This is a genomic window from Nitrospira sp., assembly GCA_024998565.1.
Taxonomy (GTDB): Bacteria; Nitrospirota; Nitrospiria; order Nitrospirales; family Nitrospiraceae; genus Nitrospira_A.
The window spans coordinates 21,505-41,996 of record JACOEM010000015.1 but is presented as its reverse complement, the minus strand read 5'-3'; the positions used below and the strand labels follow the sequence as shown (position 1 = coordinate 41,996).

Here is a 20,492-nt window from a genome sequence, read left to right as displayed (position 1 = left end):
CCATGTGGGCTGGTCGGCGTGGACGAAAACGGCGGAGCAACAGCAGGAGGGAGGAACGTGGGACGAGGCCTATGACAACGGCCTGGCCTTGATAACGAACTGCTGAATACGCTGGAGTTGCGCAGGGCGTATCGCCAGAAACTCCACACCGAACTCCCCGCCTCGCGCCCATCGAACCACGGCTTCATCCACTCGAACCGGCCAATCATGCCCGTCCGACAAAAATAAAGACACCTTCATCTGGAGCCCCGGTGGCATCCGGCTATCCGACTTGGCCATACAGCCGGTCGAGGAGACATCCAACACCTCCGCCTCCCCGACAACCTCATCCTCCCCGGTAAATTCCAATCGGCAATCGGTCGCGACCCGTCGGGATTTTCTCGGCGTTTTCGTCTGTTCCACCTGCGCTCCTTTCTCAGCTCCTCCCCGGCCTCATCAACCCCGATGCCGGCCCTATTCGGGACCGGTGGATGCGAGAAACCGGCGGATCCGAGTAAGTTCGGTTGTCCCCATGGACACGAATTCCACACCAAAATGCAGATCCCGCCCCCATCGCACCAGGGCCAGATCAATGGTGGTGGGGCATATTTCCCCCGGAAGGAGGATAATCAACGACATGGCATCACCCACAGCCACACCTGCGTCGCTGCTGATTCTACAGCCACCGGCGGAGAGGTTGATGACGACGCCTTCGCCTTCCGTCTCACCGTTAAAACTGATGGTCGGAGCAAAGGGAGCGAAGGAGAGCAGGCATGCCGGGGGCACAACACTCCGTTGATGTTGCCGAAGTTCAATACGCGCAGAAGAACGATTGTCGGATTGGTCCATGGCGGAGCGGATGCTGCGATCGTGCACGACATTCAGCCAGGATCAGTATAGCGCAAGGAGCGGGAGACGCCGAATACTTCTCATCATTTCACCGAGGCCCCCGTTGAATACGTACGGCCGCGCGACAGCCTTGATGGAAAGCCACTTAGCGTCGATAGATCGGCGGCTCACCGGGAGGACGGCTCTTGAAGCGGCGATGCTGCCAGAAGTATTGTTCCGGAACTCGACGGACGGCCCCCTCAATCAGCCGGTTGATGCGAGTGGCATCCTCCACCATTTCACCGGACGGAAAGTGTTCGAGCGCCGGCCCCACTTCAATGTCATAGCCGGATCCATCGGCTCTTCGATAGTAAAAGCAGGGTACCACCGCGGCTCCGCTGACCTTCGCCAAGCGCGACGTGGCCGTCAGGGACGCAGCCTGCACACCGAAAAACGGGGCGAAGACGCTGCGCTTGGAGCCTGCGTCGATATCCGGGGCATACCACACCACCTGATTCCTGGCTAAGGCTCGCAGGATTCCTCGCATATCCCGGTGCTGAATCAACTCGGAATAGTACCGGCTCCGGCATCGATTCGCGACGGTTTCGGCGACCACATCGTTCTGCGGACGGTAGACGATCGCCACCGGCTGCTCCAACGCCATGAACCGACCGGCGAGTTCCGCCGCATGCAAGTGAGCGCCGCAGAGCAACACGCCTCGCCCCTGACGGAGCGCCTCGCGGATATGCTCCAATCCCTTGATGGTGCACTCGCAATAGGTGCGCGGATCTTTGGCCCACCAGGCCATCGCGATCTCCAGCACCCCCATTCCCATGGATTCGAAGCAACGGAGCGCGACCTGGTTCCGCTCGGCCGGTTCCTGCCGGGGAAAACAAACGGCCAAGTTCACCCGCACGATATCGCGACGCTTGGTCAATAAACCGTGCAGCAGGCGCCCGCATTGTCGACCGAATGCGAGTTGCCAGCGATAGGGAAACAGGGCCAGCAGGCGAAACAATCCGAGACCGACCCATGTCGGCCAATACAGCGGATGGTAGGAACTATGCGGCCGCTGACGCTTCTTTCGTGTATTTGTACTGGACATGGCCGAATGGGGAAGCCATTGTAGGGAAACGGAGCGGCGAGCGCAATCTCGAAGCGATGCGGGGAATCGAGTACCCGGGGCTGGCGAGGGGGGAAACGGTCTGGACTGACACACCAGGTCCGCCATGCCGGCCCGGAGGCAGCTCTGGGCGGGTCAGTGTGCATTTGCGTTGCCGCGCCGGGCAATCCCCGTCACATCCGGTTAGGACCCCGGCTTGGTCGCGATGGTAATGAACTTTCGCAGGCGCATCTCGGCCACCGGCGACAGATCGACAAACTCTAATCCATACACCTGCTCTCTTTCCCAGCGTACCGTCGCTTCCTCCACCGTCATCGGCGACACCTGGTTGGGCAACGCAAGCGTGACCGAAACTCGGTCGCCACGCTGAATACCGGCCTCACTCATCACTTTGGCTCCTCGCATCGACACATCGAACACGACCCCGATGCCCTCCCCCCCGCGCCCAAGCCATTTGGCCAAACCGAGGCGGGAAAAGGAGCAGACGAACGGTGCCGAGACGCGCAAACGCGGATGCTGCCGCAAATCGACCGAGAACTGTCCCGTTGTGCCATCCATACGTACCCTCCCGTATGTAATATGGCCACTGTATCGCACCTGCGCCGGTTCGAAAAATAAATTGAGAAAAGCAACCGGGCGCAACGGAACTCACAGAAACGGTGCCGGACGTGGCCTGACCGATCGCCACTCTTCCGACACCGCTCCTCCACTCGCCCTAAGCCGGAGGCGTCGACCGGCCCTTGCCGCGTTGACGGATCATCTCGGCGCAGGTTTGTGAGAGTTCCCCGGCGTGGGACTTCAAACACTGAGCGATTCGTCCTTCTCCCGCTTTGACCCCCGGGCAGAGTTGTTTCACATCCTCGGCGCAGGCCTTCCGCATGCGATGGCCCCCAATGCCCTTCTCCTCAGCCCCTGCTCTTGAACTGCCGGAAGACTCGGCTTGAACAGTGGATTGGTCCTGACCGGCTGCCGTTGCTGGATCAGATGCCGACCAGGCGGGTTCATACAATCCAAAGAGCCCGATCGCCAATCCGCGCAAGAACACAATCCTCATCGTTATTCTTAGGACTTCACAATCGACTCGCATATTCTCCCCCTTTCGGAAATAAATGACCGCACGAGGTCCACGCTCCTTCCGCCCCACGATGACTGAGTGCGGAGCCGGTTACTGACACAATGACTCAACGCCTCCGCAGGAAAACGGTTGACGGTCCCCCTCGTCCACCGCTGGCCCCAGGCCGGAGCGGCCGCAGCACATCTGCGACGCATCGACCCTACGGCGCCCACCAGACACTTGCGAAAACCCGCACGCTTGACTATTGTAGCGGGATGCAACACATCGCCCCGAGTTCGGTTCCAACCGACATTGTCCATCGTGTTCACCATAAGTTCTGGACCTATCTCCTATTCTGGTCAGTCGTCGCAGGGTCTGTGATCGCAGTCCCGGGCTACGGGCTGATCTATGGGTACTCCTGGCTGGATTGGACGATGTTCGTCATCCTCTATGTGATCACCGGACTGGGGATCACTGTGGGCTACCACCGGTTGCTGACCCATCGCAGTTTCGAATGTCCCGACTGGGTGAAGGGCTGTCTCTTGGTGGCGGGGGGGTGGGCGCTCCAGAACTCCGGCGCAAAATGGACAGCTGACCATTTGCGACACCATGCGCACTGCGACGATCCGGCCGATCCTTACAACGCCAAACGGGGATTCTGGTACAGCCACTGCGGCTGGCTACTCGATCCGGTGCCGTGCAACGATGAACGATTCGGCTCCCGCGTCATGCAGGACCGGGTCGCGATGTGGCAACACCGCCACTATGCGGTGATCGTCCTCGTCGGCCTGGCGCTCCCCTTTGTCGTCGGCTTCCTGCATAACGGCTGGAGGGGCGGAATCGGTGGGTTCATGCTGGCCGGCGTCGGACGCACCTTCGCCGTGCTGAACTCCACCTTCTGCATCAACTCCGTCTGTCATCTGTGGGGCGAGCAGCCCTACGGGACGGCCGACTCCAGTCGCAACTCCTGGTTTGTCTCACTGCTGACCTTCGGCGAGGGCTACCACAACTATCATCACACCTATCCGAGCGACTATCGCAACGGGCCGCTGTGGTACAACTTCGACCCGTCAAAGTGGTTGATCTACACCTTATGGAAGTTGGGACTCGCCTCCTCCCTACGGACGGCCTCTTCCGGTCACTGAAACGCAGCCCTCCGTGCCGCCGCCGGGGAACGACCGGATCGCCACCACGGAGGTCCGGCCGTAAGCGTACATTCCCCGTATTCGGCAATTGACTGCATCTTACCGACACAAATTATTTTCCCCCTGTCAGTGAATCGTGTAGCAATCCCCCTATTCATCTGTTAGGATGCATCGTGATCTCATAACGAGCCGCATGAGAATCATGGTTCCGGATGGCTCATCACCGATATTGTTTGTTACCGAGAAGTTGATCGGAAGTCAGACCCAAGCCGCCTCAAGCACCGCGTCTTCGGCCCTCTCATTCCCCTCATTGATTCGTTCTCGTGTCGCCGACAATGTCACTATTCAAAAGGAGAGACCCCTATGGGTAACAAATTGTATGTCGGCGGATTACCGTATGCTGCCACTGAATCGCAACTGAGCAACTTGTTTTCCGCGCACGGCACCGTTGAATCGGCGCGCGTGATCACCGACAAGTTCACCGGACAATCGCGCGGCTTCGGCTTCGTGGAAATGTCCACTGCGGAAGAAGCGAAGGCAGCCATCACGGCGTTGAACGGCTCGGACATGGATGGCCGGCAGCTCACCGTCAATGAAGCGAAGCCGCAAGAAGCTCGCTCCGGTGGCGGCGGCGGGGGTGGACGGTTCGGCGGCGGTGAAAACCGCGGCGGACGCAGCCGCTTCTAAGTAGTGACGGGATTCATCTCGTCTCCGGAGGGGCGCTTCAGCTGAGGCGCCCCTTCTTTTTTATCCTGCGCCGGGTGGGACTACTGCTCGTCCGGCTTTCCCCGCAACGATTTCAGCCGCGCTCTCTTGGTCTTACTATCGAGCCGTCTTTGGGTCGACCCCTTCGTCGGCTTCGTCGGACGACGCGGCGGACGCACCACCGCCACTGACCGAATTAATTCCTGTAGACGATCCAACGCCAACGCGCGGTTGCGCTCCTGACTCCGTGAATCCTGCGCCTTAATAATAATAGTGCCGTCACGCGAGATTCGATGGTCCCGCAAGGCCAGCAACCGCTCCTTGTAGAACGGCGGAAGGGAGGACGCGAGAATGTCAAATCGCAGATGGATCGCGGAGGACACCTTATTGACATGCTGCCCGCCGGCGCCTTGCGCCCGCACAGCGGTCAATTCGATCTCCTCGTCCGGGATGGTCACGTGCGTGGAAATGGACAACATAGCGGTGAGATCCTGCGCCCGCCAACGAATAGAACGTACTCGGGAGACAAGGCGGGAGTCAATCACGTGAGCACACCACACCTTGTTCGCGGTCGAACATTCACCCGGTCACACGCCCCTATCTGCCGGATGGAACTGTATCCGTGAACAGGGTATGATACTAAGGTCTTTCCCTTTAAACCCCTGACACAAGAGTGCGATGGAACCTGCGCTGAACAACGCGCCCTCCAAGGCTGGCTTGGTATCAGACAGAAGCAGATCGACCCAAAGGGGCCTCCCGCTGGTCCTTCTCCTTTGTTTTGTCATCGCGACGGCACTGGGACTCTATGCGTTGTCGTTCTTGCGAGGGGTGCTGGTCTCAGAACGAGGACGAGAATTGGCCATGAACGCCGCCGCGGTCGCGGATACCCTCGACCGCGTCATGTTCGAACGGTTCGGCGACATCCAACTCTTCGCAAACGACGGCCTACTCCGGGACGGCACCCCGGCTGAAAAGACCGCCCGGCTCCTGGCCTACAAACAACTCTATCAATATTACTCCTGGCTGGGAGTCGCCGATAAGAACGGACAACTCACGGCCTCCACCGACGGGCTGCCAGTGCAGGGCACGCAAGGTCTCAACCCCGAGTCGTTCGACGTGGTACGCAAGACCGGGAAGGTTCACTTCGAAGACATGCGGCCCTCCCCAACATCGCACAGAAAGATGGCCATCGGATTCACGGCGCCGATCTATGGGCCAAAAGGAACATTTCTCGGGGTGGTGGCCACACGGGTGCCGTTCGAAAATCTTCAGTCGATTTTCGAGCAGGAAGGCAGGCTGCGATACGGACCGCTGGCTTACGACTGGTTACTGTTGGACCGAGAGGGGACGATCCTCAGCGAAAAAAATCGCCCCTCGAATCTCAACGGCAGTCCGGTGAAGATAGATGTACCGTCGCAAGCCCAAGCCGTTGCTGATCGAGAGCACCCCGGTTTCGTGCAAGAAACCCATCGCCGTGCTGGACACCCCGTCGTCACCGGCTATGCCTGGACCAGAGGGTATGCCGACTTTCCCGGATTCGACTGGCTCGTCTTGTTCCGGCTGGACCGTCTTCAGGTCTATGCCCCGATCGATCGACTGATCTGGATGGTGGGAGGGATTGGATTGCTGGTCATCCTCCCCCTCACCGGCTACGGCATCTGGGTCTCGTGGGAACTGGGCCGCGAGCGGAATGAGCTGGTCGAGGCGCGGCAAAAGTTGGAGGAGTCCGTGGCGGAGCTGGGCCGCTCGAATGCCGATCTCCAACAATTCGCCTATGTGGCTTCGCATGACTTGCAGGAGCCACTCCGGATGGTCAGCAGCTATACACAACTCATTGCGAGGCGCTACCAGGGAAAACTCGATGCGGATGCGGATGAATTTATCGCCTTTGCCGTGGACGGCGCCAACCGCATGCAACGGCTCATTCAGGACCTCCTGGCCTATTCGCGAGTGAACACGACGGGCCGACAATTCGAACCGACGGCCATGGAGACGGCGCTCAACTCTGCACTGGGCAATTTGGTGAACGCGGCCAAGGAAAGCCAGGCCGTCATCACTCATGACCCGTTGCCGGCGGTGATGGGCGATGAAAGGCAATTGGCACAGTTGTTCCAGAATCTGCTGAGCAATGCGATCAAATTCAGCGGGGCGCAACCGCCGCGCATACACATTTCCGCGAAGCAGACCGACGGGCAATGGTTGTTTTCCGTTCGCGATCACGGCATCGGAATGGACCCACAGTACGGGGATCGGATTTTTGTCATTTTCCAGAGGCTCCACACAAGAGCAGAATATCCGGGGACCGGTATCGGCCTGGCCATTTGTAAGAAGATCGTCGAACGCCACGGCGGACGCATCTGGGTGGAATCCGAACTCGGCAAGGGAGCGACGTTTTATTTCACCATGCGCGATGAGGAACCGGGCACCTGGGCGCACACCCCGAATCGCTGACGGAAGGAAGGAGCAGGAGTTGTATGGTACCTGAGATGGTGAAGCCCATCGAGATTCTGCTGGTCGAGGATAATCCGGGCGATGTTCGGCTGACGATGGAAGCACTGAAGGAAGCCAAAGTCGTGAACCATCTGACCGTGCTGAAGGACGGTGAGGAAGCCTTGACCTATCTGCGCCGACAGGGTCCCTACGCCCACGCGACTCGCCCCCACCTGATCCTGCTCGACTTGAATCTGCCTCGAAAAGACGGTCGGGAAGTGCTGGCTCAAATCAAGGCCGAGGAGCCGCTGAAACGCATTCCGGTGGTCGTGCTGACGACCTCAGAGGACGAGCAGGATGTGCTGAAGAGTTACAACCTTCACGCCAATTGCTACATCACGAAGCCGGTGGACCTGGATCAGTTCATTCGGGTGGTGCGGTCCATTGAAGATTTCTGGCTCGGGATCGTCGTGTTACCCGTTCCACCCCAAAACGGAACCAGATGAGCACCGGTCCGGCCCATATCCTGCTGGTTGAAGACAATGCCGGTGATGCTCGTCTTCTGAAGGAACTCCTGACGGAAACCGGCGCCGGCCGGCTCACCCTCACGCATGTCGACCGGCTCGATGCCGGTATCCGATGCCTGACCCAGGCCGCGTTCGACATTATTCTTCTGGATCTCTCGTTGCCGGACAGCCAAGGGGCTGAAACGCTCGTCAGGATGCACGCGGCGGCGCAAGGGATTCCGATCGTGCTGATGACCGGCTTCGAAGATGAAGAGTTGGGATTGCAGCTCATCCAGGCGGGAGCCCAGGATTATCTCGTGAAAGGGCAAACGACCGCCCCGCTCCTGGCACGCGCCCTGAAATATGCCGTCGAGCGCAAGCGGCTGGAAGAAGAACTGCGGCAGAAAACGCGCTTTCTCCAGTCCGTGCTGGACAACATGGCCGAAGGCGTGGTGATGGCCGACGAAAGGGGAACGTTCCAAGTGTGGAACCAGGCCGCTGAACGTATCATCGGAAGCGGTCCTGCCGACATAGGAATCGAAGAATGGTCCAAGCATTACGCGCTATTCTTACCGGACAGGGTCACACCGTTCCCGACCGATGACCTCCCGCTGGCAAAAGCGATCCGTGGAGAGTCCGTGACCGATGCCCTGATCTTTTTTCGCCGGCCGCATTGGCCGGACGAGGCCTGGCTCAGTGTTACGGCCAGGCCCTTGCTGGATGACACCGGGCATCTCAGCGGAGGGGTTGCCGTCTTTCGAGACATCACCGCTGCAAAGCGAACCGATGAAGCGCTCCGGGACAGCCAAGCACGATATCGACTGCTGGTCACCAAAGCCAACGACATCATCTATAGAACGGATGCATCGGGCCGGTTCACCTTTGTGAACCCGGTCGCCATGCGCATTATGAAATATACGGAACCGGAACTGTTGGGGCGTCGGTTCATCGAACTGATTCATCCCGATCATCAGCCGGCGGCCGAACGATTTTACGGCCGGCAGTTCCTCCGTAAACAATCAAGCACCTATTACGAATTTCTCGCCCTCGCCAAGGACGGGAGCGAAGTGTGGATCGGCCAGAATGTGCAAGTTCTTTTGGAAGAGGGCAAGGTAGTCGGGTTCCAAGCGGTAGCCCGTGACATCACGGACCGCAGGCAGGCCGAGACGGCACTGCGAGATAGCGAAGAACGATTTCGGGCGATCATGGACAATAGCCCGGCCCTGATTTTCATCAAAGACCTGGCCGGTCGCTATCTCCAGGCGAACCGTCAGTTTGAAATCATTTCTCATCTGTCCCACGAGGATCTCGTCGGCAAAACCGACGAGGAAGTCTTCCCTCCGGAGCAAGCCGCCGTATTTCGTGGCAATGACCGCAAGGTCCTGGAGACCGGAGCGCCCATGAGATTCGAGGAATCGGCACTCCACGACGACGGCCTTCACACCAGCATCGTCGTCAAGTTTCCCCTGCGCAATTCCCAGAATCGTTGTTACGCCCTCTGCGGCATCGCGACCGATATAACGGATCGAAAGCGAGCCGAAGAAGCTCGACAACAGCTCGCCAAGGATCGCTTGCTGCTGCTGGAGTCCACCGGGGAAGGGATCTATGGCATCGATCGCCAAGGCCGCTGCACGTTCATCAATTCGGCCGCGGCGCGCCTGCTGGGCTCTCTCCCCGAGGAACTCCTCGGCCAGGATATGCATGAGCGCATCCATCATTCGTTCCCGGACGGCGCCACATACCCCCGAGCAACCTGCCGGATCCAGGAGACGCTCGAGGGTGGCAAGGGGTGCAAGGTGCACGATGAAGTGTACTGGCGCAAGGACGGGACGGCATTTCCGGTGGAGTACTCGTCGTTTCCGATCATCGAAGACAAACAGATCACCGGAGCCGTGGTGGTGTTTCTGGACATCACCGAACGCAAGCGGGCCGAGCAACAGCTTACCCTCTCGCACGATCAACTCAGAAAACTGACCGCGCGGCTCGAATCGGTGCGTGAAGAAGAGCGAATTCTGATCGCCCGTGAGATCCACGATGAATTGGGCCAGGCGTTGACGGGCGTGAAACTCGAACTCTGCCTGTTACACGATCAGATCGCCGAAGTCTCTCCCCTGGTGCGAAAAAAGCTGGAGTCGATTTCCACACTGGTCGATGGAACGATCCAGTCGGTCCAACGGATCGCCACCGAGCTGCGCCCTGTCGTCCTCGATCAACTCGGCCTCATCCCTGCCATCGAATGGCAGGCCCATGAATTTCAAGCACGCACAGGGATTCAATGCACGCTCGACGTCTATCTGCGCGCGGTCACATTGTCTCATGCCGGCTCGACGGCCATGTTCAGAATTTTTCAGGAAATCCTGACGAATGTGGCGCGCCATGCTCAGGCCTCCGTCGTCCATATCACCCTCCAAGAGCAGGCCGGCAACCTTGTGCTTGACGTACGAGACAACGGGCGCGGCGTCACCGATGCTGAATTGGCCGACCCCCATTCCCTGGGCCTGGTGGGGATGCGTGAGCGAGCCCTGCTTCTGGGAGGTGAGACCATCTTCACCGGGAGTCCCGGGACAGGCACGGCAGTGCGCGTCCGGATTCCTCTTGATCAACCGTAGTCGGCGGCGCCGGGATGGAGCACGGAGCACTGCGCGTTCAGCCGCTCAGGCGCACTAGCGGAAGGAGGATCCTGTTGTGACAAGAATTCTCGTTGTGGATGATCACGCCGTCGTCCGACAGGGCGTCAAACAAATTCTCAGCGAACAATTCCATGGGGCCGTCCTCGGCGACGCTCAGAACGCGGAAGAGATGATCGCACAGGTGGGAAAACACAGTTGGGATATTGTGATTCTCGATGTGGGCATGCCCGGAAAAAGCGGACTCGACGCGCTCAAAGAACTCAAACAGGCCCGGCCGAAACTCCCCGTCCTCGTTCTGAGCGGCTATCCGGAAGACCAGCTGGCGTTACGAATGTTGAAAGCGGGCGCGGCCGGTTACCTGTCGAAAGACAGTGCGCCGAACGAATTGGTGCAGGCCCTCCGGAAGATCCTTGGCGGCGGCAAATTCGTCAGTGCGGCAGTGGCGGAACTCCTGGCCCTGAATCTGGAGAGTGATTGGGAAAAACCGCTCCACGAGCAGTTGTCTGATCGCGAGTACCAGGTCCTGTGTTTAATCGCGGTGGGAAAAAGCTTGAAGGACATTGCGGATGATTTATGCGTCGGTGTCAGCACCATCAATACCTATCGGGCGCGCATTCTCGAAAAAATGCAACTGAAGAACAACACCGAATTGACGCATTACGCGATAGAGAATCGTCTCGTCAACCGGCTCATCAGGTGAGATCCTTCCGCTCCGTCGTCATGGCGGCCCGTTCGTTCCCGCTCCACAAGCTCCCTTCGTAGCATGAACGTCGACATACGCGGTCGGCAAAACGGCGACGCGTAAATTGCGTAAAACGCTATGCTTCTCGGACCCTGCTTCCGGTACAGATAACCCTATCGTGGCGATCCGGTTGCGAGACCGTTCGTACCGTCAGCACGAGGGGAGCGAATAACATGGTTGGGTTGGTCCCTCCTTATAGCTCGGATGATGACCGGTCCGAGGGGAATGAGAGTACCGATCTCCATACAACAGGGACTCTCATAACCAGGGCACTGGAACGGCAGGGGCCCTGCACGTTGGATGCACTGGCCTCTAGGCTCCCAACCTGTACCTGGAACCAGATATTCATGACGGTCGATGCCCTGTCGCGGGAAGGAACGATCTCTCTCCAACCCCGTGCTCGCTGCCAATATCTGGTTTCTCTGACGTCGGTCCGCACGCACGCCTTGCGCCGCTTCGATCCCGATAGGCCTCTCACAGACACCCGACAGGGCACCGGCGATCCGTACGGGAAATAAGAAGGAGGCCGACACATGAGCGCGACCATGAGCAGCACCAAACAGACCGGAAGATCCCGTGTCATGATCGTCGATCCTGAACTGCAATTCGGACTCAAACTGGCGGACTGCCTCGCCACCAATGGGTACCATGCAGTCCTCGTCCGGGACATTCAATCCATGCTCACCGACCTCGTGGAGATCCAGCCGGAGGCCATCCTGCTGAGCTCAGACTCTTGCGAGGAGGAACGGGAGGCCGCTGAATCGGATACCCTCCGGGCGCTCAACATCCTCTGTCCGCAGGCGCCGGTCTTAACCGTCGCCGAACCGACGCGAAACCAGCCCGGTGCCCTCTCCCCGCCGATCGATGCGCACGCAAGTCCTCAGACTCCACCCGTGCACCATCGCGTCGAGGAGCTGCTGCGAGCAACGCTCGGTATTCCATGCGTACCCGCATCTCTCACGTGATGCGCTCATCTTGAGAAGAACCACTTACTCCGACTCAACAGGGAGGTTCAATGATGGCACAGCGACGGTTACGGTCAATCGACGACAGCGTTCGGATACCGAGTCGATCCACGACGGAGATGGAGACGCCGGCACGACAACGGTCGGGTCCCGAGATCCCGCCGCAGCAGGCCGACAGTGAACCGACGACCGAAGAAATCAGGACGCGCATCGAGAAGCTGGCCTATGAGCTCTATCAACAACGAGGGCGGCAGGACGGGTACGACCGTCAAGACTGGCTGGAAGCCGAACGATTGACGCTCACGGAACCGACGCGCGCGCGCCAAGACGGTTCTGACCGCCGCCCGACCTCTGTCCAGGCGTAGCGCGTAGGACGATGAAAAGACTGCACAAAGAAGATCCTGCACGGAGAATAGTGCGATGCTTTGCCCCACTACCAACTGCGGCCGACTCATGACACCTGATTACCGTGCAGGCTATGACACACGCACCGGGCTTGAATGCTTTCATTGCGGACACTGCGGGCATCGCGGGATGAGGGCACGAGAAGGACTGCAGCTGTTGTTCTCCGGGCAGCATGAATATGTCTTCAGCTATGGGCCGTCCCTCTCGTACCTCAAAGTCGTGCTGTCGACGGTTGCGCTGAATCTGTTCAGCACCCAAGGCCTGAAACCGGTCCGACTGGCGACCCATGTCGCCGAATGGGCACTCCTCATGGGGCAGGTCTGCGGCACGGTTCGCCCTTCAGGCGACCTCGTCCTGTCCAGTTGTTACGAGTATTGCCGGCGGCAGGCGGTGACCCAGTCCGCACTCTCACCGCGCTAAGGCTACGGATTCGAGGACTGATTGACCCACGAACGAGGATCGGGCTCTGCCCTCATTACCATCGCGATCGTCAGCCGGAATCAGCTCCTCCGGCTTGGACTGCAAGCCGTCATCGCACCCCACGAGCACCTCAGACTGATCGGAGAAGCCGCGAACACGCTGCAGGCGATGAGCCTCGTCTCGCAAGATAAAGCCACATCTGCTCATCATTGAACTGGAGCCCGGCATGGACATCCTCGGGCTGGTTCGAAAGGTGAAGGCGTCGCTTTCGACCATACGAATCATCGCCCTGCATGGAATTGAAGACAGCCGCGGCGGGCTGGACGCCTTGTCGTCCGGAATAGACGGCATGGTGTTGACCACCCAGCCGGGAGTCGTGCTGCTTGCCGTCATCGAATATCTCTGTCGGCGTCCGGCGATCGCGGCGCGCTGTCTTCCTTGCGACACAAGCGCGTGGGAGAGAAGCGGCTCAACCAGCGGCCTCGAGGACCCGATGCCAATTCCGCCGGATTGGTCCGAGGACCTCACAAAACGTGAGCATGACATCATCGCCTTGATCGGAGAGGGCCTGTCCAATAAAGACATCGCCTGCCGCCTCAACATTTGCAGCACGACCGTGCGCCATCACCTCACCAGCATTTTCGGCAAACTCGATGTGCACAGCCGCCAGCAACTCTTGATTCGAGCACACAAATACGGCCTGGTCAAACTCCACGCGAACGGGACAACCACTCGCGCACACGTTGTGGGGGTTCGGAGCAGTCCGTCCGAGAGCGTCGGAACGCTCCCTCCGTCGGCGGCCACTTAAAAACCAGCGAGCCGCGCCATGAGGAAGGCAATTGTGGAACATCCGAATGATATGAACCGGCTACAAGCCGAAGGAAAGGGCTGACGGCGCAGGCATCACGATGTCGAGCGTTTAGGCAATGACTGCCTTCTGTGTGAGGTATTCCATGAGATCGGAAAAAGAGCCCTCGCGAAGGATACGCGTAAACTGCGCCTGATACTTCGCCATGATGCTGGCGCCGTCGATGCTGATATCATTAACAAGCCAAGCTCCGGATCGCCGAACTACTTCAAATTCGATCCGTGTGTCGACTTCCTCGCCGGCAGGCGCAATCATGACCTGTGCCCCGTCTGCACCGGTTCCTTCAGCGAGAAAGACCACTTGGGCCGCAGAATAATCTCGCAGATGATCCGCCAGATCGTCGCGTAACACCTGCACAAAGAGCCGCACAAACTGCCGTCGCTCTGCGGCATTCGACTTGATCCCGGTCTCGCCCAGCGACCGTCCGGCCATTTCTTCATAGTTGAAGACCCGCCGAACCACCTGCTCAATTTCCCACTGACGCTGCGCAGAGCGGCTCGCATCTTTCAACTCCGTCAGGATATACAACATGTCCTTCATCGTGCGCTCGACGACCTCCGTCGGCGTCTGTTCTGCCCACGAAGAGGCGGCATGGCTGGATACCACCAACATCACAGCGAGCAGACACAGTATCAAGCCCCGGACGGACCTCGAAATCGAGGGACAAGGATGGCTCAGGCCGATAAATCTCTGGTTCATACGTTCTGCCTTCCAATAACTTCTGCCAATAATCGTTTATGGTACCGGCCGTCAAAACCGAGCGTCAAGCGCGTGGATATACCTGTGTTTCAACCGCCAAAAGATCAGATACTGAAGGAGCCGGCTATTGCGCCGAACGGTAGTGGCGCGCCATTGAGAGATTTTATTTTCCTCTCTGTGGCACCTTCGGTATACTCGCGCCATGCCTCTTCGACGAATGCCCCTCCTGCTGCTGAGTCTCTCCATCCCTGCCCTCTTTTCGGGCTGCGAAACAACCGACAAAATGCTCGGCGCCGCCGAACGGGCTGTCGGCAGCAGCACAGGAAGAACCGTCCTGGATATCGTCGGCGGCAAGGATCCGGCTGAAATCGCCAGGCGGCGCGTCGAGAATTATGGACGGGACCCCCAAGCCCTGTTGCGGGACCTTCGCTCGATCCAGCGGGACTTCCAAGCGCTCATGGCGGCGTTGACCGGAGAAGTCGGGAAAAAGTGGGGCACCAAGGAAGTGAAACTGCCCGAGCAGAAGAAATATGTGAAATACACGCAGAATTACCGCAGTCGCGCCATCGTGGATTTCGATGCGGGCAATATCCTGATCGAGACGCTTGACGAGAAAGATCCGCGGGCCAGCCTGAAGAATGCCGTCGTCACCACCCTCCTCACTCCCAACGATCCTCGGAGCGTCGATCTATTTACGGATAAAGAAATCACCCTGACCAGCGAGAAGGAACCGTATCTCCTGGGCCTCGTGTTGGACCAGTCCGGCAAGCCCGTGCGCACCCCTGCGGAGGCGGAGCAGTTCGCCGACACACTCCTCTCCAAGAGCACGACCACCCGGAAGGTCGAGCAAGAAGAGGGACCGAAAACCGCTCACATGGTCAACATCTCGATGGTCACGAATTTCTCGCATAAACAGGCGGAGAAATACCGCGCAGTCGTCGGACAGTTTGCGGAGCGCTACCAGATCAGTCCCAGCCTTGTCTTTGCCATTATCCGCACCGAGAGTAACTTCAATCCCTTTGCCGTCAGTTCTGCGCCGGCGTACGGATTGATGCAATTGGTCCCCACCAGCGGAGGACGGGATGCGTACCGCAAAGCAAAAGGTGAGGACAAGGCGCCCTCGCGCGACTACCTCTTCGATCCGGACAACAACATCGAATTGGGCACGGCCTATCTTAACGTGCTGACGTACGCCCAATTGGACGATGTCACCGACCTGGTCTCGCGTGAATACTGCGTGATCTCAGCCTATAACACCGGCGCCGGCAACGTGTTCAAGACATTTTCCAAGGACCAACGGAACGCGTTGCAGCAGATCAACGGATTGCAACCGGCCGCACTCTATGACCGCCTCCGTACCGGACTCCCCTATCAGGAGACCCGCGACTATCTCGCGAAGGTCGTCGGGTTTCGAAAGCAATTTGTGAGTCTCGGCGAGACTGCCGCCAAATAACCACGCATCGGTTCCGACAATCCTCCCAAACCAGTGATGGTTGGATTCTTGCCTTCCGGCGCCCGCTTGGTTACAACAAGTCAGGCAACGGGTTTTTCAAGGAGGACCACCGCGAACTCATCACCTGACAAGAGCACTGCATTCGGCATCCTCGGCGCCGCCTTCGCTCTACTGTGCATCGCGCTGGTCCCGTTGATGACAGTTGAGATCCCGCCGCTCGTAGACTATCCCAATCACCTGGCCCGCATGCACATCCTCGCCGATGGCGGGCATTCACCCTGGCTTCGCCAATACTATGACATCCACTGGGACCTGCTTCCCAACCTTTCGATGGACCTGGTGGTGCCGCCGCTCACCCGAATCATGTCGACTGAACAGGCAGGCAAGGTGTTCATCGCGCTCACATTCGCTCTGCTGGCGGGTGGCACAATGGCGCTGCACGCTGCCCTGCATAGACGCTGGTCGCCCTGGCCGCTCCTGGCATTTTTCTTTCTCTATAACAGCGTCTTCCTGTGGGGCTTCCTCAACTATCTCTTTGGGCTCGGACTGGCTCTGTTCGCCTGCGCCCTGTGGGTCAGGCTCCGCAGTCGTTCCGCACTCCTGGTCATGCCGTTGTTTTCGCTTATTGCCGCGATTTTGTTGTTCGCCCATCTCTTCGCATTCGGCAGCTTCGCCCTGATCGTCTCGACCTATGAGCTCTCTCTCTGGTGGCGTCTGCGACACGAGGCCGTTCAACCCGCCGGCGCCGCCCGCTGGAAGGCCGCTCCGGCACTCATCATTCCACTCATCCTCCTGACACTGACCCCGACCTTCAAAGTAGCCCCCGAAGACTATCCCTTGTGGCTCAGAGGGTCTCCCCCGCCCCCGCTCATCACTTTTCTTCCTCCCGCAACAAAACTCGAAGCCCTGAAGGGGACCATCCGAACCGAGCACCGGATCTTGGATCGCATCACCGTCCTCATGCTGGTCGGGCTGGTCGGCATCGGGCTGGTGCGGCGACGTTGCTCGATCCTGCCGCCGATGTTTCTCCCCCTCGGCGCAACCGCGCTGGCCGCCATGGCGATGCCCAATACGATCGGCACGACCGCGGTGGTCGATATACGAATGCCGATCGTCTTCGTCTTACTCACCGTGGCGAGTTCGGATTGGCGCGAAACCAGCCGAGGATGGCTTCTTCCGGTGGCACTGGCCCTGAGCACGGTATTCGCGGTGAGGATGGGCTACATCACCGAGCACTGGCAGAACACGGCACACCACTACCGACAGTTCAGACAGACCCTTGATCAGCTGCCGGAAGGAGCGCGCCTACTGTCGGCCATCAAAATGGCCTCCTATGACAACTGGTCTCCGAGAGAAGGCCAGATCCCCGAGCCCATGCCCATGGTCAACCTGTCCTGCTGGGGAGTCATCCGGCGGTCGGTCTTCGTTTCGAATCTCTTCGCCGCACCGGGCCAACAACCGGTGCGACTCACGCCGGCAGTCCATGGACTGCTGACAGTAGAGGAATTCCTCTTTCGCGCGGCGCCGATTCCCTGGGACCAGCTCCGCACCCAGTATGACTACGTGGTCGTCCGACGCACCCAACGCCTGCGCCCTCCTCCTCCTCCCGACTTTGTTCCGTTCGGCTCAGGAGACGAGTTCCAGTTTTATCGTACCGGAAGAGGCCCTAGCACACAGCCGGCAGGGCAGTCCCGATTGCTCACCGGGCCTTGACGTTCCAGGTGTAGGACGAGGTGACGGCATAATTCCATACCGTCCCCACAAGAATGCCTGCCAGGGCGGACAATCCCCAATGAAATTGCTGAGTGAACAGATAGGACGCGACCCCCACATTTCCGACAGCGCCAAGACTACACGCCAGAACAAACGATACCCACCCTCGCAACCACTGCCACCCTCGTAGCCGCTGGTCCCGATAGGTAATCACGTTGTTCAAGATGAAATTACTCGTCATCGCGAGCAAGGTGGCAACACCCTGGCCCCAGGCAAAGGGCATCGCCAACCAGCGATACAACACCCACAGCACACTGAAGTGGATCAGGACGCCGGAGCCCCCCACGAGGCAAAATGTCACCAGGCGCACAGGCACAAACCGGCCGATGGACTTATCAAGCAGCAGCATGACGTAATCCCACGCCACCTGACTATCGAGCTTGCTTTCCCCGGCTTGTCTCAACCTGAATTCATACGGTAGTTCTAGGAACCGCAACGGCCGCGGTGACGAGGCCAACACATCCAGCAGGAGTTTAAAACCCATCCCGGACGTCCGTCTGACCACCCGGTCGAACACCTCTCTGCGCATGGCAAAAAATCCGCTCATCGGGTCCGTCAATCCGGCAGGCACCAGTGGGCGACTCAATCGCGTAGCCCACCGACTGGTGAAGGCCCGCATGCCGTCCCACTCGCCGATGCTGCCACCCGCCATGTACCGGCTCCCGATCACGATGTCGTACCCATCCTGCAATACGGCCTTGAGCATGTCGGGAAGCAATCGCTCGTCGTGCTGAAGGTCACCGTCCATCACGGCCACGACCGGTGCGGAACTCGACAACATCCCTTCAATACAAGCTGAGGACAACCCTCGGCGTCCGATCCGATGGAGACAACGTACCCGATGGTTAGCACAGGCCTGCGCGCGCACGACTGCGGCAGTCTGATCCGGAGAGTCGTCATCGACAACGATAAGTTCCCACTCGACCCCAATCAGGCCGACGTCCAGGGCCTCCACTAGCCGGGGGATATTGTCCCGTTCGTTAAATGTCGGAACGATGATGGAAAGGACAGGTCCTTGCACTACTCCCCTCTCAATGGCTTGCGCAAAGCATCAGAGATACCTGCCGGCCCCGACCCTAGTCGGCGCCAGACTTTGTCTATCAGACCAAGAACCAGCTCAAAGATGACAGCGACGCGCGTTCGACACAATGGTACGCTTACAATCCGATAACCAGTCTCACCGGCGGGACCCGTTCGACCAGGCCAAACGACAATTCACCTTTGACATCGTCCGGATTGTAATAGGTTCCGAACAGCCGGTCCCAAATCGTGAGCAACGCGCCTAGATTGGCCCGTTGATGAGCGGGATCAGTGCTGTGATGGATCTGATGGTAGCGCGGGGTCACAAACACCCATTCCAGCCAGGACGATCTCCAAGTGACATTCAGATGCATCCAATTGTTCCGCACAATGTGCTCTACCATGATCACCTGAAATGCCCATGCCGAAGCCTCATGCAGCAACGGAAGGGCAACGATATACGTCAGGTTGAACAGAGCGATATGTGGGATGGTGGCACGGATTCCAGCAAGCCAGTACAGGGAGGTGGGGGAATGGTGCCACCGGTGGATGCGCCACACCGGCTTGGTATGCATGAGCCGATGCACCCAATAGAGCCCGAAATCTTCGGCGATATAGAAAAGGGCCAACTTCACGACCGTGGGCAGACTGTACAGAGCCGCAGGCATATAGTTCGGGATCGGAATCCGATCCGTCGCCTGTACCACGGCAAGGAACGAGACATTGTACAAACCTAACGCGATCAGATCCCGCCAGAATACAGACCGGTAGGCGATCGGACGCGCAGGAAATCGCCACTCTGCGAAAACACACAGCAGGCCGATACTCCAGAACAGCAGATAGGGATACAGCGCCTTATCCATAGGCCTCCGTTCGCTTCTCAAGCCTCATTTGGCTTACCCTACCGAAAGCCTCAGCGGTTGCGAAACCCTTTGTAACTTTCCGCATCTCCGCTCTCGACGGCGACCTGCCGCATGCCGATCGACGGGTATCTTGCCCGTTTCGACGCCTCGGGCCACGATCAGCACCGTTTTATTTCACGCCGCCACCGTGAATAGAAACGGTGCACCCCACATCACGCCATGCGCCTGCATTACCTTTTCTCACGAATTCAATGAGTTGGCAATCTTCGCCCCATTCGCCCGTAAGGGCACGGCTATTGCTCTACCAAGAGCAATCCATGATCTCGCTGACCATACACCACCATCCCCCGGCGCTTTCTGCCGGGTAGACCTCAAGGAGGAGGGCAACATGAAACGACACACCACAACCTATTCCGCCATCGTGCTGGCTTTCAGCTGGGCCTTACTCGGCCCCGCACCCACCCAGGCGGCCGCCGACAACATTGAGCCGGTGACCTGGAGCACCGGTCAAAAGTCTTCCTCTTGGGCGGAAGAGCTGCTGGGCCAGGTTGTGACCTACCAAACACTCGCTGAGAAAAGCCTGCTCCCGGGCAACTTTGAGGCCTATGTGGAGCAGATGCGCAAAGTGCGCGAACTGTACCGCACGGGAAACCGGCGAGCCACCTACGACGGCGTGAACCAACTCATGGTCATGCTGGAAGCCAGGGTCGGGGGCATCGATGCGCACAGCGCCGACGCCTTGTGGGACTTCTGCTATCGCGTCACCCCGGATGAATACCACGCACGCGATCGCCATATCCGGGCAAAGGGGGCCGATGAAGTGAAGAAACACGAAGACTTTATGCGGGACATGGAAGAACGAGCATCAATGGCTTTCTAAGCCC

Annotated in this window: 22 protein-coding genes; 13 read left to right on the top strand and 9 right to left on the bottom strand. The window is 58.9% G+C overall.

The annotated features are described in order from the left end of the window. Positions 1–69 precede the first annotated feature (69 nt). From H8K11_18625 to H8K11_18605, 5 genes are all read right to left on the bottom strand, one after another. On the bottom strand, positions 70–402 hold the full coding sequence (locus H8K11_18625) for a PilZ domain-containing protein (protein MCS6265763.1): 333 nt from the start codon (positions 400–402) through the stop codon (positions 70–72). A 51-nt stretch (positions 403–453) separates the two neighbouring features. After that, entirely contained in the window at positions 454–765 is a 312-nt protein-coding gene (locus H8K11_18620; protein MCS6265762.1) for a PilZ domain-containing protein, read from the bottom strand. Positions 766–973: 208 nt separating this feature from the next. Then, positions 974–1,912 carry an LpxL/LpxP family Kdo(2)-lipid IV(A) lauroyl/palmitoleoyl acyltransferase gene (gene lpxL, locus H8K11_18615; protein MCS6265761.1) on the bottom strand — a complete coding sequence of 313 codons (939 nt, stop codon included), beginning with the start codon at positions 1,910–1,912 and terminating at the stop codon, positions 974–976. A 201-nt stretch (positions 1,913–2,113) separates the two neighbouring features. Next, a complete protein-coding gene (locus H8K11_18610) occupies positions 2,114–2,488 on the bottom strand; it encodes a PilZ domain-containing protein (protein ID MCS6265760.1) in 375 nt (124 codons plus the stop codon). A gap of 157 nt (positions 2,489–2,645) precedes the next feature. Continuing rightward, on the bottom strand, positions 2,646–2,984 hold the full coding sequence (locus H8K11_18605; protein ID MCS6265759.1) for a hypothetical protein: 339 nt from the start codon (positions 2,982–2,984) through the stop codon (positions 2,646–2,648). 275 nt (positions 2,985–3,259) lie between these two features. On the opposite strand from H8K11_18605, the gene H8K11_18600 reads away from it, so the two are divergent. Next, positions 3,260–4,129, top strand: a complete 870-nt coding sequence (locus H8K11_18600) for a fatty acid desaturase (GenBank protein ID MCS6265758.1) — start codon at positions 3,260–3,262, stop codon at positions 4,127–4,129. A 363-nt stretch (positions 4,130–4,492) separates the two neighbouring features. Continuing rightward, complete coding sequence (locus H8K11_18595; protein MCS6265757.1) at positions 4,493–4,816, top strand: RNA-binding protein; 324 nt, start codon at positions 4,493–4,495, stop codon at positions 4,814–4,816. An 80-nt stretch (positions 4,817–4,896) separates the two neighbouring features. Here H8K11_18595 and arfB read toward each other — a convergent pair whose 3' ends face one another. Next, positions 4,897–5,313 carry an aminoacyl-tRNA hydrolase gene (gene arfB / locus H8K11_18590; GenBank protein MCS6265756.1) on the bottom strand — a complete coding sequence of 139 codons (417 nt, stop codon included), beginning with the start codon at positions 5,311–5,313 and terminating at the stop codon, positions 4,897–4,899. 382 nt (positions 5,314–5,695) lie between these two features. Here arfB and H8K11_18585 point away from each other — a divergent pair, with 382 nt between their 5' ends. The 8 genes from H8K11_18585 (at position 5,696) to H8K11_18550 (ending at position 13,740) form a co-directional block, all read left to right on the top strand. Then, positions 5,696–7,285, top strand: a complete 1,590-nt coding sequence (locus H8K11_18585; protein ID MCS6265755.1) for a GHKL domain-containing protein — start codon at positions 5,696–5,698, stop codon at positions 7,283–7,285. A 23-nt stretch (positions 7,286–7,308) separates the two neighbouring features. After that, positions 7,309–7,770, top strand: a complete 462-nt coding sequence (locus H8K11_18580) for a response regulator (GenBank protein ID MCS6265754.1) — start codon at positions 7,309–7,311, stop codon at positions 7,768–7,770. Beyond that, on the top strand, positions 7,767–10,379 hold the full coding sequence (locus H8K11_18575; GenBank protein ID MCS6265753.1) for a PAS domain S-box protein: 2,613 nt from the start codon (positions 7,767–7,769) through the stop codon (positions 10,377–10,379). Before H8K11_18580 ends, H8K11_18575 begins: the two co-directional genes overlap by 4 nt. A 76-nt stretch (positions 10,380–10,455) precedes the next feature. After that, positions 10,456–11,100 carry a response regulator transcription factor gene (locus H8K11_18570; protein MCS6265752.1) on the top strand — a complete coding sequence of 215 codons (645 nt, stop codon included), beginning with the start codon at positions 10,456–10,458 and terminating at the stop codon, positions 11,098–11,100. Between the two features lie 575 nt (positions 11,101–11,675). Next, positions 11,676–12,107: a hypothetical protein gene (locus tag H8K11_18565; protein MCS6265751.1), complete on the top strand. Its 432-nt coding sequence runs from the start codon at positions 11,676–11,678 to the stop codon at positions 12,105–12,107. A gap of 50 nt (positions 12,108–12,157) precedes the next feature. Next, on the top strand, positions 12,158–12,472 hold the full coding sequence (locus tag H8K11_18560) for a DUF2934 domain-containing protein (protein ID MCS6265750.1): 315 nt from the start codon (positions 12,158–12,160) through the stop codon (positions 12,470–12,472). 169 nt (positions 12,473–12,641) lie between these two features. Beyond that, positions 12,642–12,932, top strand: a complete 291-nt coding sequence (locus tag H8K11_18555; protein MCS6265749.1) for a hypothetical protein — start codon at positions 12,642–12,644, stop codon at positions 12,930–12,932. Between the two features lie 226 nt (positions 12,933–13,158). Then, positions 13,159–13,740, top strand: a complete 582-nt coding sequence (locus tag H8K11_18550; protein MCS6265748.1) for a response regulator transcription factor — start codon at positions 13,159–13,161, stop codon at positions 13,738–13,740. Positions 13,741–13,851: 111 nt separating this feature from the next. Here H8K11_18550 and H8K11_18545 read toward each other — a convergent pair whose 3' ends face one another. Continuing rightward, positions 13,852–14,499, bottom strand: coding sequence for an ABC transporter substrate-binding protein (locus H8K11_18545; GenBank protein ID MCS6265747.1), 648 nt, complete (start codon positions 14,497–14,499; stop codon positions 13,852–13,854). A 202-nt stretch (positions 14,500–14,701) separates the two neighbouring features. Here H8K11_18545 and H8K11_18540 point away from each other — a divergent pair, with 202 nt between their 5' ends. Both H8K11_18540 and H8K11_18535 read left to right on the top strand, forming a co-directional pair. Beyond that, positions 14,702–15,952 (top strand): DUF3393 domain-containing protein, encoded by a 1,251-nt coding sequence (locus tag H8K11_18540; GenBank protein ID MCS6265746.1) that lies wholly within the window; start codon positions 14,702–14,704, stop codon positions 15,950–15,952. 195 nt (positions 15,953–16,147) lie between these two features. Next, on the top strand, positions 16,148–17,665 hold the full coding sequence (locus H8K11_18535; GenBank protein MCS6265745.1) for a hypothetical protein: 1,518 nt from the start codon (positions 16,148–16,150) through the stop codon (positions 17,663–17,665). Here the strand turns inward: H8K11_18535 and H8K11_18530 are convergent. Both H8K11_18530 and H8K11_18525 read right to left on the bottom strand, forming a co-directional pair. Beyond that, positions 17,652–18,746 carry a glycosyltransferase family 2 protein gene (locus H8K11_18530; GenBank protein MCS6265744.1) on the bottom strand — a complete coding sequence of 365 codons (1,095 nt, stop codon included), beginning with the start codon at positions 18,744–18,746 and terminating at the stop codon, positions 17,652–17,654. The genes H8K11_18535 and H8K11_18530 overlap by 14 nt on opposite strands. Before the next feature lie 136 nt (positions 18,747–18,882). Continuing rightward, on the bottom strand, positions 18,883–19,608 hold the full coding sequence (locus H8K11_18525) for a sterol desaturase family protein (GenBank protein MCS6265743.1): 726 nt from the start codon (positions 19,606–19,608) through the stop codon (positions 18,883–18,885). 388 nt (positions 19,609–19,996) lie between these two features. Between H8K11_18525 and H8K11_18520 the strand changes: the two genes are divergently transcribed. Beyond that, on the top strand, positions 19,997–20,488 hold the full coding sequence (locus tag H8K11_18520) for a hypothetical protein (protein MCS6265742.1): 492 nt from the start codon (positions 19,997–19,999) through the stop codon (positions 20,486–20,488). The last annotated feature ends 4 nt before the right edge of the window (positions 20,489–20,492 follow it).

What these genes read in the sequence shown, in the direction of transcription:
- lpxL (MCS6265761.1), bottom strand. Translation starts at nt 1,912, where the DNA reads ATGTCCAGTACAAATACACGAAAGAAGCGTCAGCGGCCGCATAGTTCC.
- H8K11_18610 (MCS6265760.1), bottom strand. Translation starts at nt 2,488, where the DNA reads ATGGATGGCACAACGGGACAGTTCTCGGTCGATTTGCGGCAGCATCCG.
- H8K11_18605 (MCS6265759.1), bottom strand. Translation starts at nt 2,984, where the DNA reads ATGAGGATTGTGTTCTTGCGCGGATTGGCGATCGGGCTCTTTGGATTG.
- H8K11_18600 (MCS6265758.1), top strand. Translation starts at nt 3,260, where the DNA reads ATGCAACACATCGCCCCGAGTTCGGTTCCAACCGACATTGTCCATCGT.
- H8K11_18595 (MCS6265757.1), top strand. Translation starts at nt 4,493, where the DNA reads ATGGGTAACAAATTGTATGTCGGCGGATTACCGTATGCTGCCACTGAA.
- arfB (MCS6265756.1), bottom strand. Translation starts at nt 5,313, where the DNA reads ATGTTGTCCATTTCCACGCACGTGACCATCCCGGACGAGGAGATCGAA.
- H8K11_18585 (MCS6265755.1), top strand. Translation starts at nt 5,696, where the DNA reads ATGAACGCCGCCGCGGTCGCGGATACCCTCGACCGCGTCATGTTCGAA.
- H8K11_18580 (MCS6265754.1), top strand. Translation starts at nt 7,309, where the DNA reads ATGGTACCTGAGATGGTGAAGCCCATCGAGATTCTGCTGGTCGAGGAT.
- H8K11_18575 (MCS6265753.1), top strand. Translation starts at nt 7,767, where the DNA reads ATGAGCACCGGTCCGGCCCATATCCTGCTGGTTGAAGACAATGCCGGT.
- H8K11_18565 (MCS6265751.1), top strand. Translation starts at nt 11,676, where the DNA reads ATGAGCGCGACCATGAGCAGCACCAAACAGACCGGAAGATCCCGTGTC.
- H8K11_18560 (MCS6265750.1), top strand. Translation starts at nt 12,158, where the DNA reads ATGATGGCACAGCGACGGTTACGGTCAATCGACGACAGCGTTCGGATA.
- H8K11_18555 (MCS6265749.1), top strand. Translation starts at nt 12,642, where the DNA reads ATGAGGGCACGAGAAGGACTGCAGCTGTTGTTCTCCGGGCAGCATGAA.
- H8K11_18550 (MCS6265748.1), top strand. Translation starts at nt 13,159, where the DNA reads ATGGACATCCTCGGGCTGGTTCGAAAGGTGAAGGCGTCGCTTTCGACC.
- H8K11_18545 (MCS6265747.1), bottom strand. Translation starts at nt 14,499, where the DNA reads ATGAACCAGAGATTTATCGGCCTGAGCCATCCTTGTCCCTCGATTTCG.
- H8K11_18540 (MCS6265746.1), top strand. Translation starts at nt 14,702, where the DNA reads ATGCCTCTTCGACGAATGCCCCTCCTGCTGCTGAGTCTCTCCATCCCT.
- H8K11_18535 (MCS6265745.1), top strand. Translation starts at nt 16,148, where the DNA reads ATGACAGTTGAGATCCCGCCGCTCGTAGACTATCCCAATCACCTGGCC.
- H8K11_18525 (MCS6265743.1), bottom strand. Translation starts at nt 19,608, where the DNA reads ATGGATAAGGCGCTGTATCCCTATCTGCTGTTCTGGAGTATCGGCCTG.
- H8K11_18520 (MCS6265742.1), top strand. Translation starts at nt 19,997, where the DNA reads ATGAAACGACACACCACAACCTATTCCGCCATCGTGCTGGCTTTCAGC.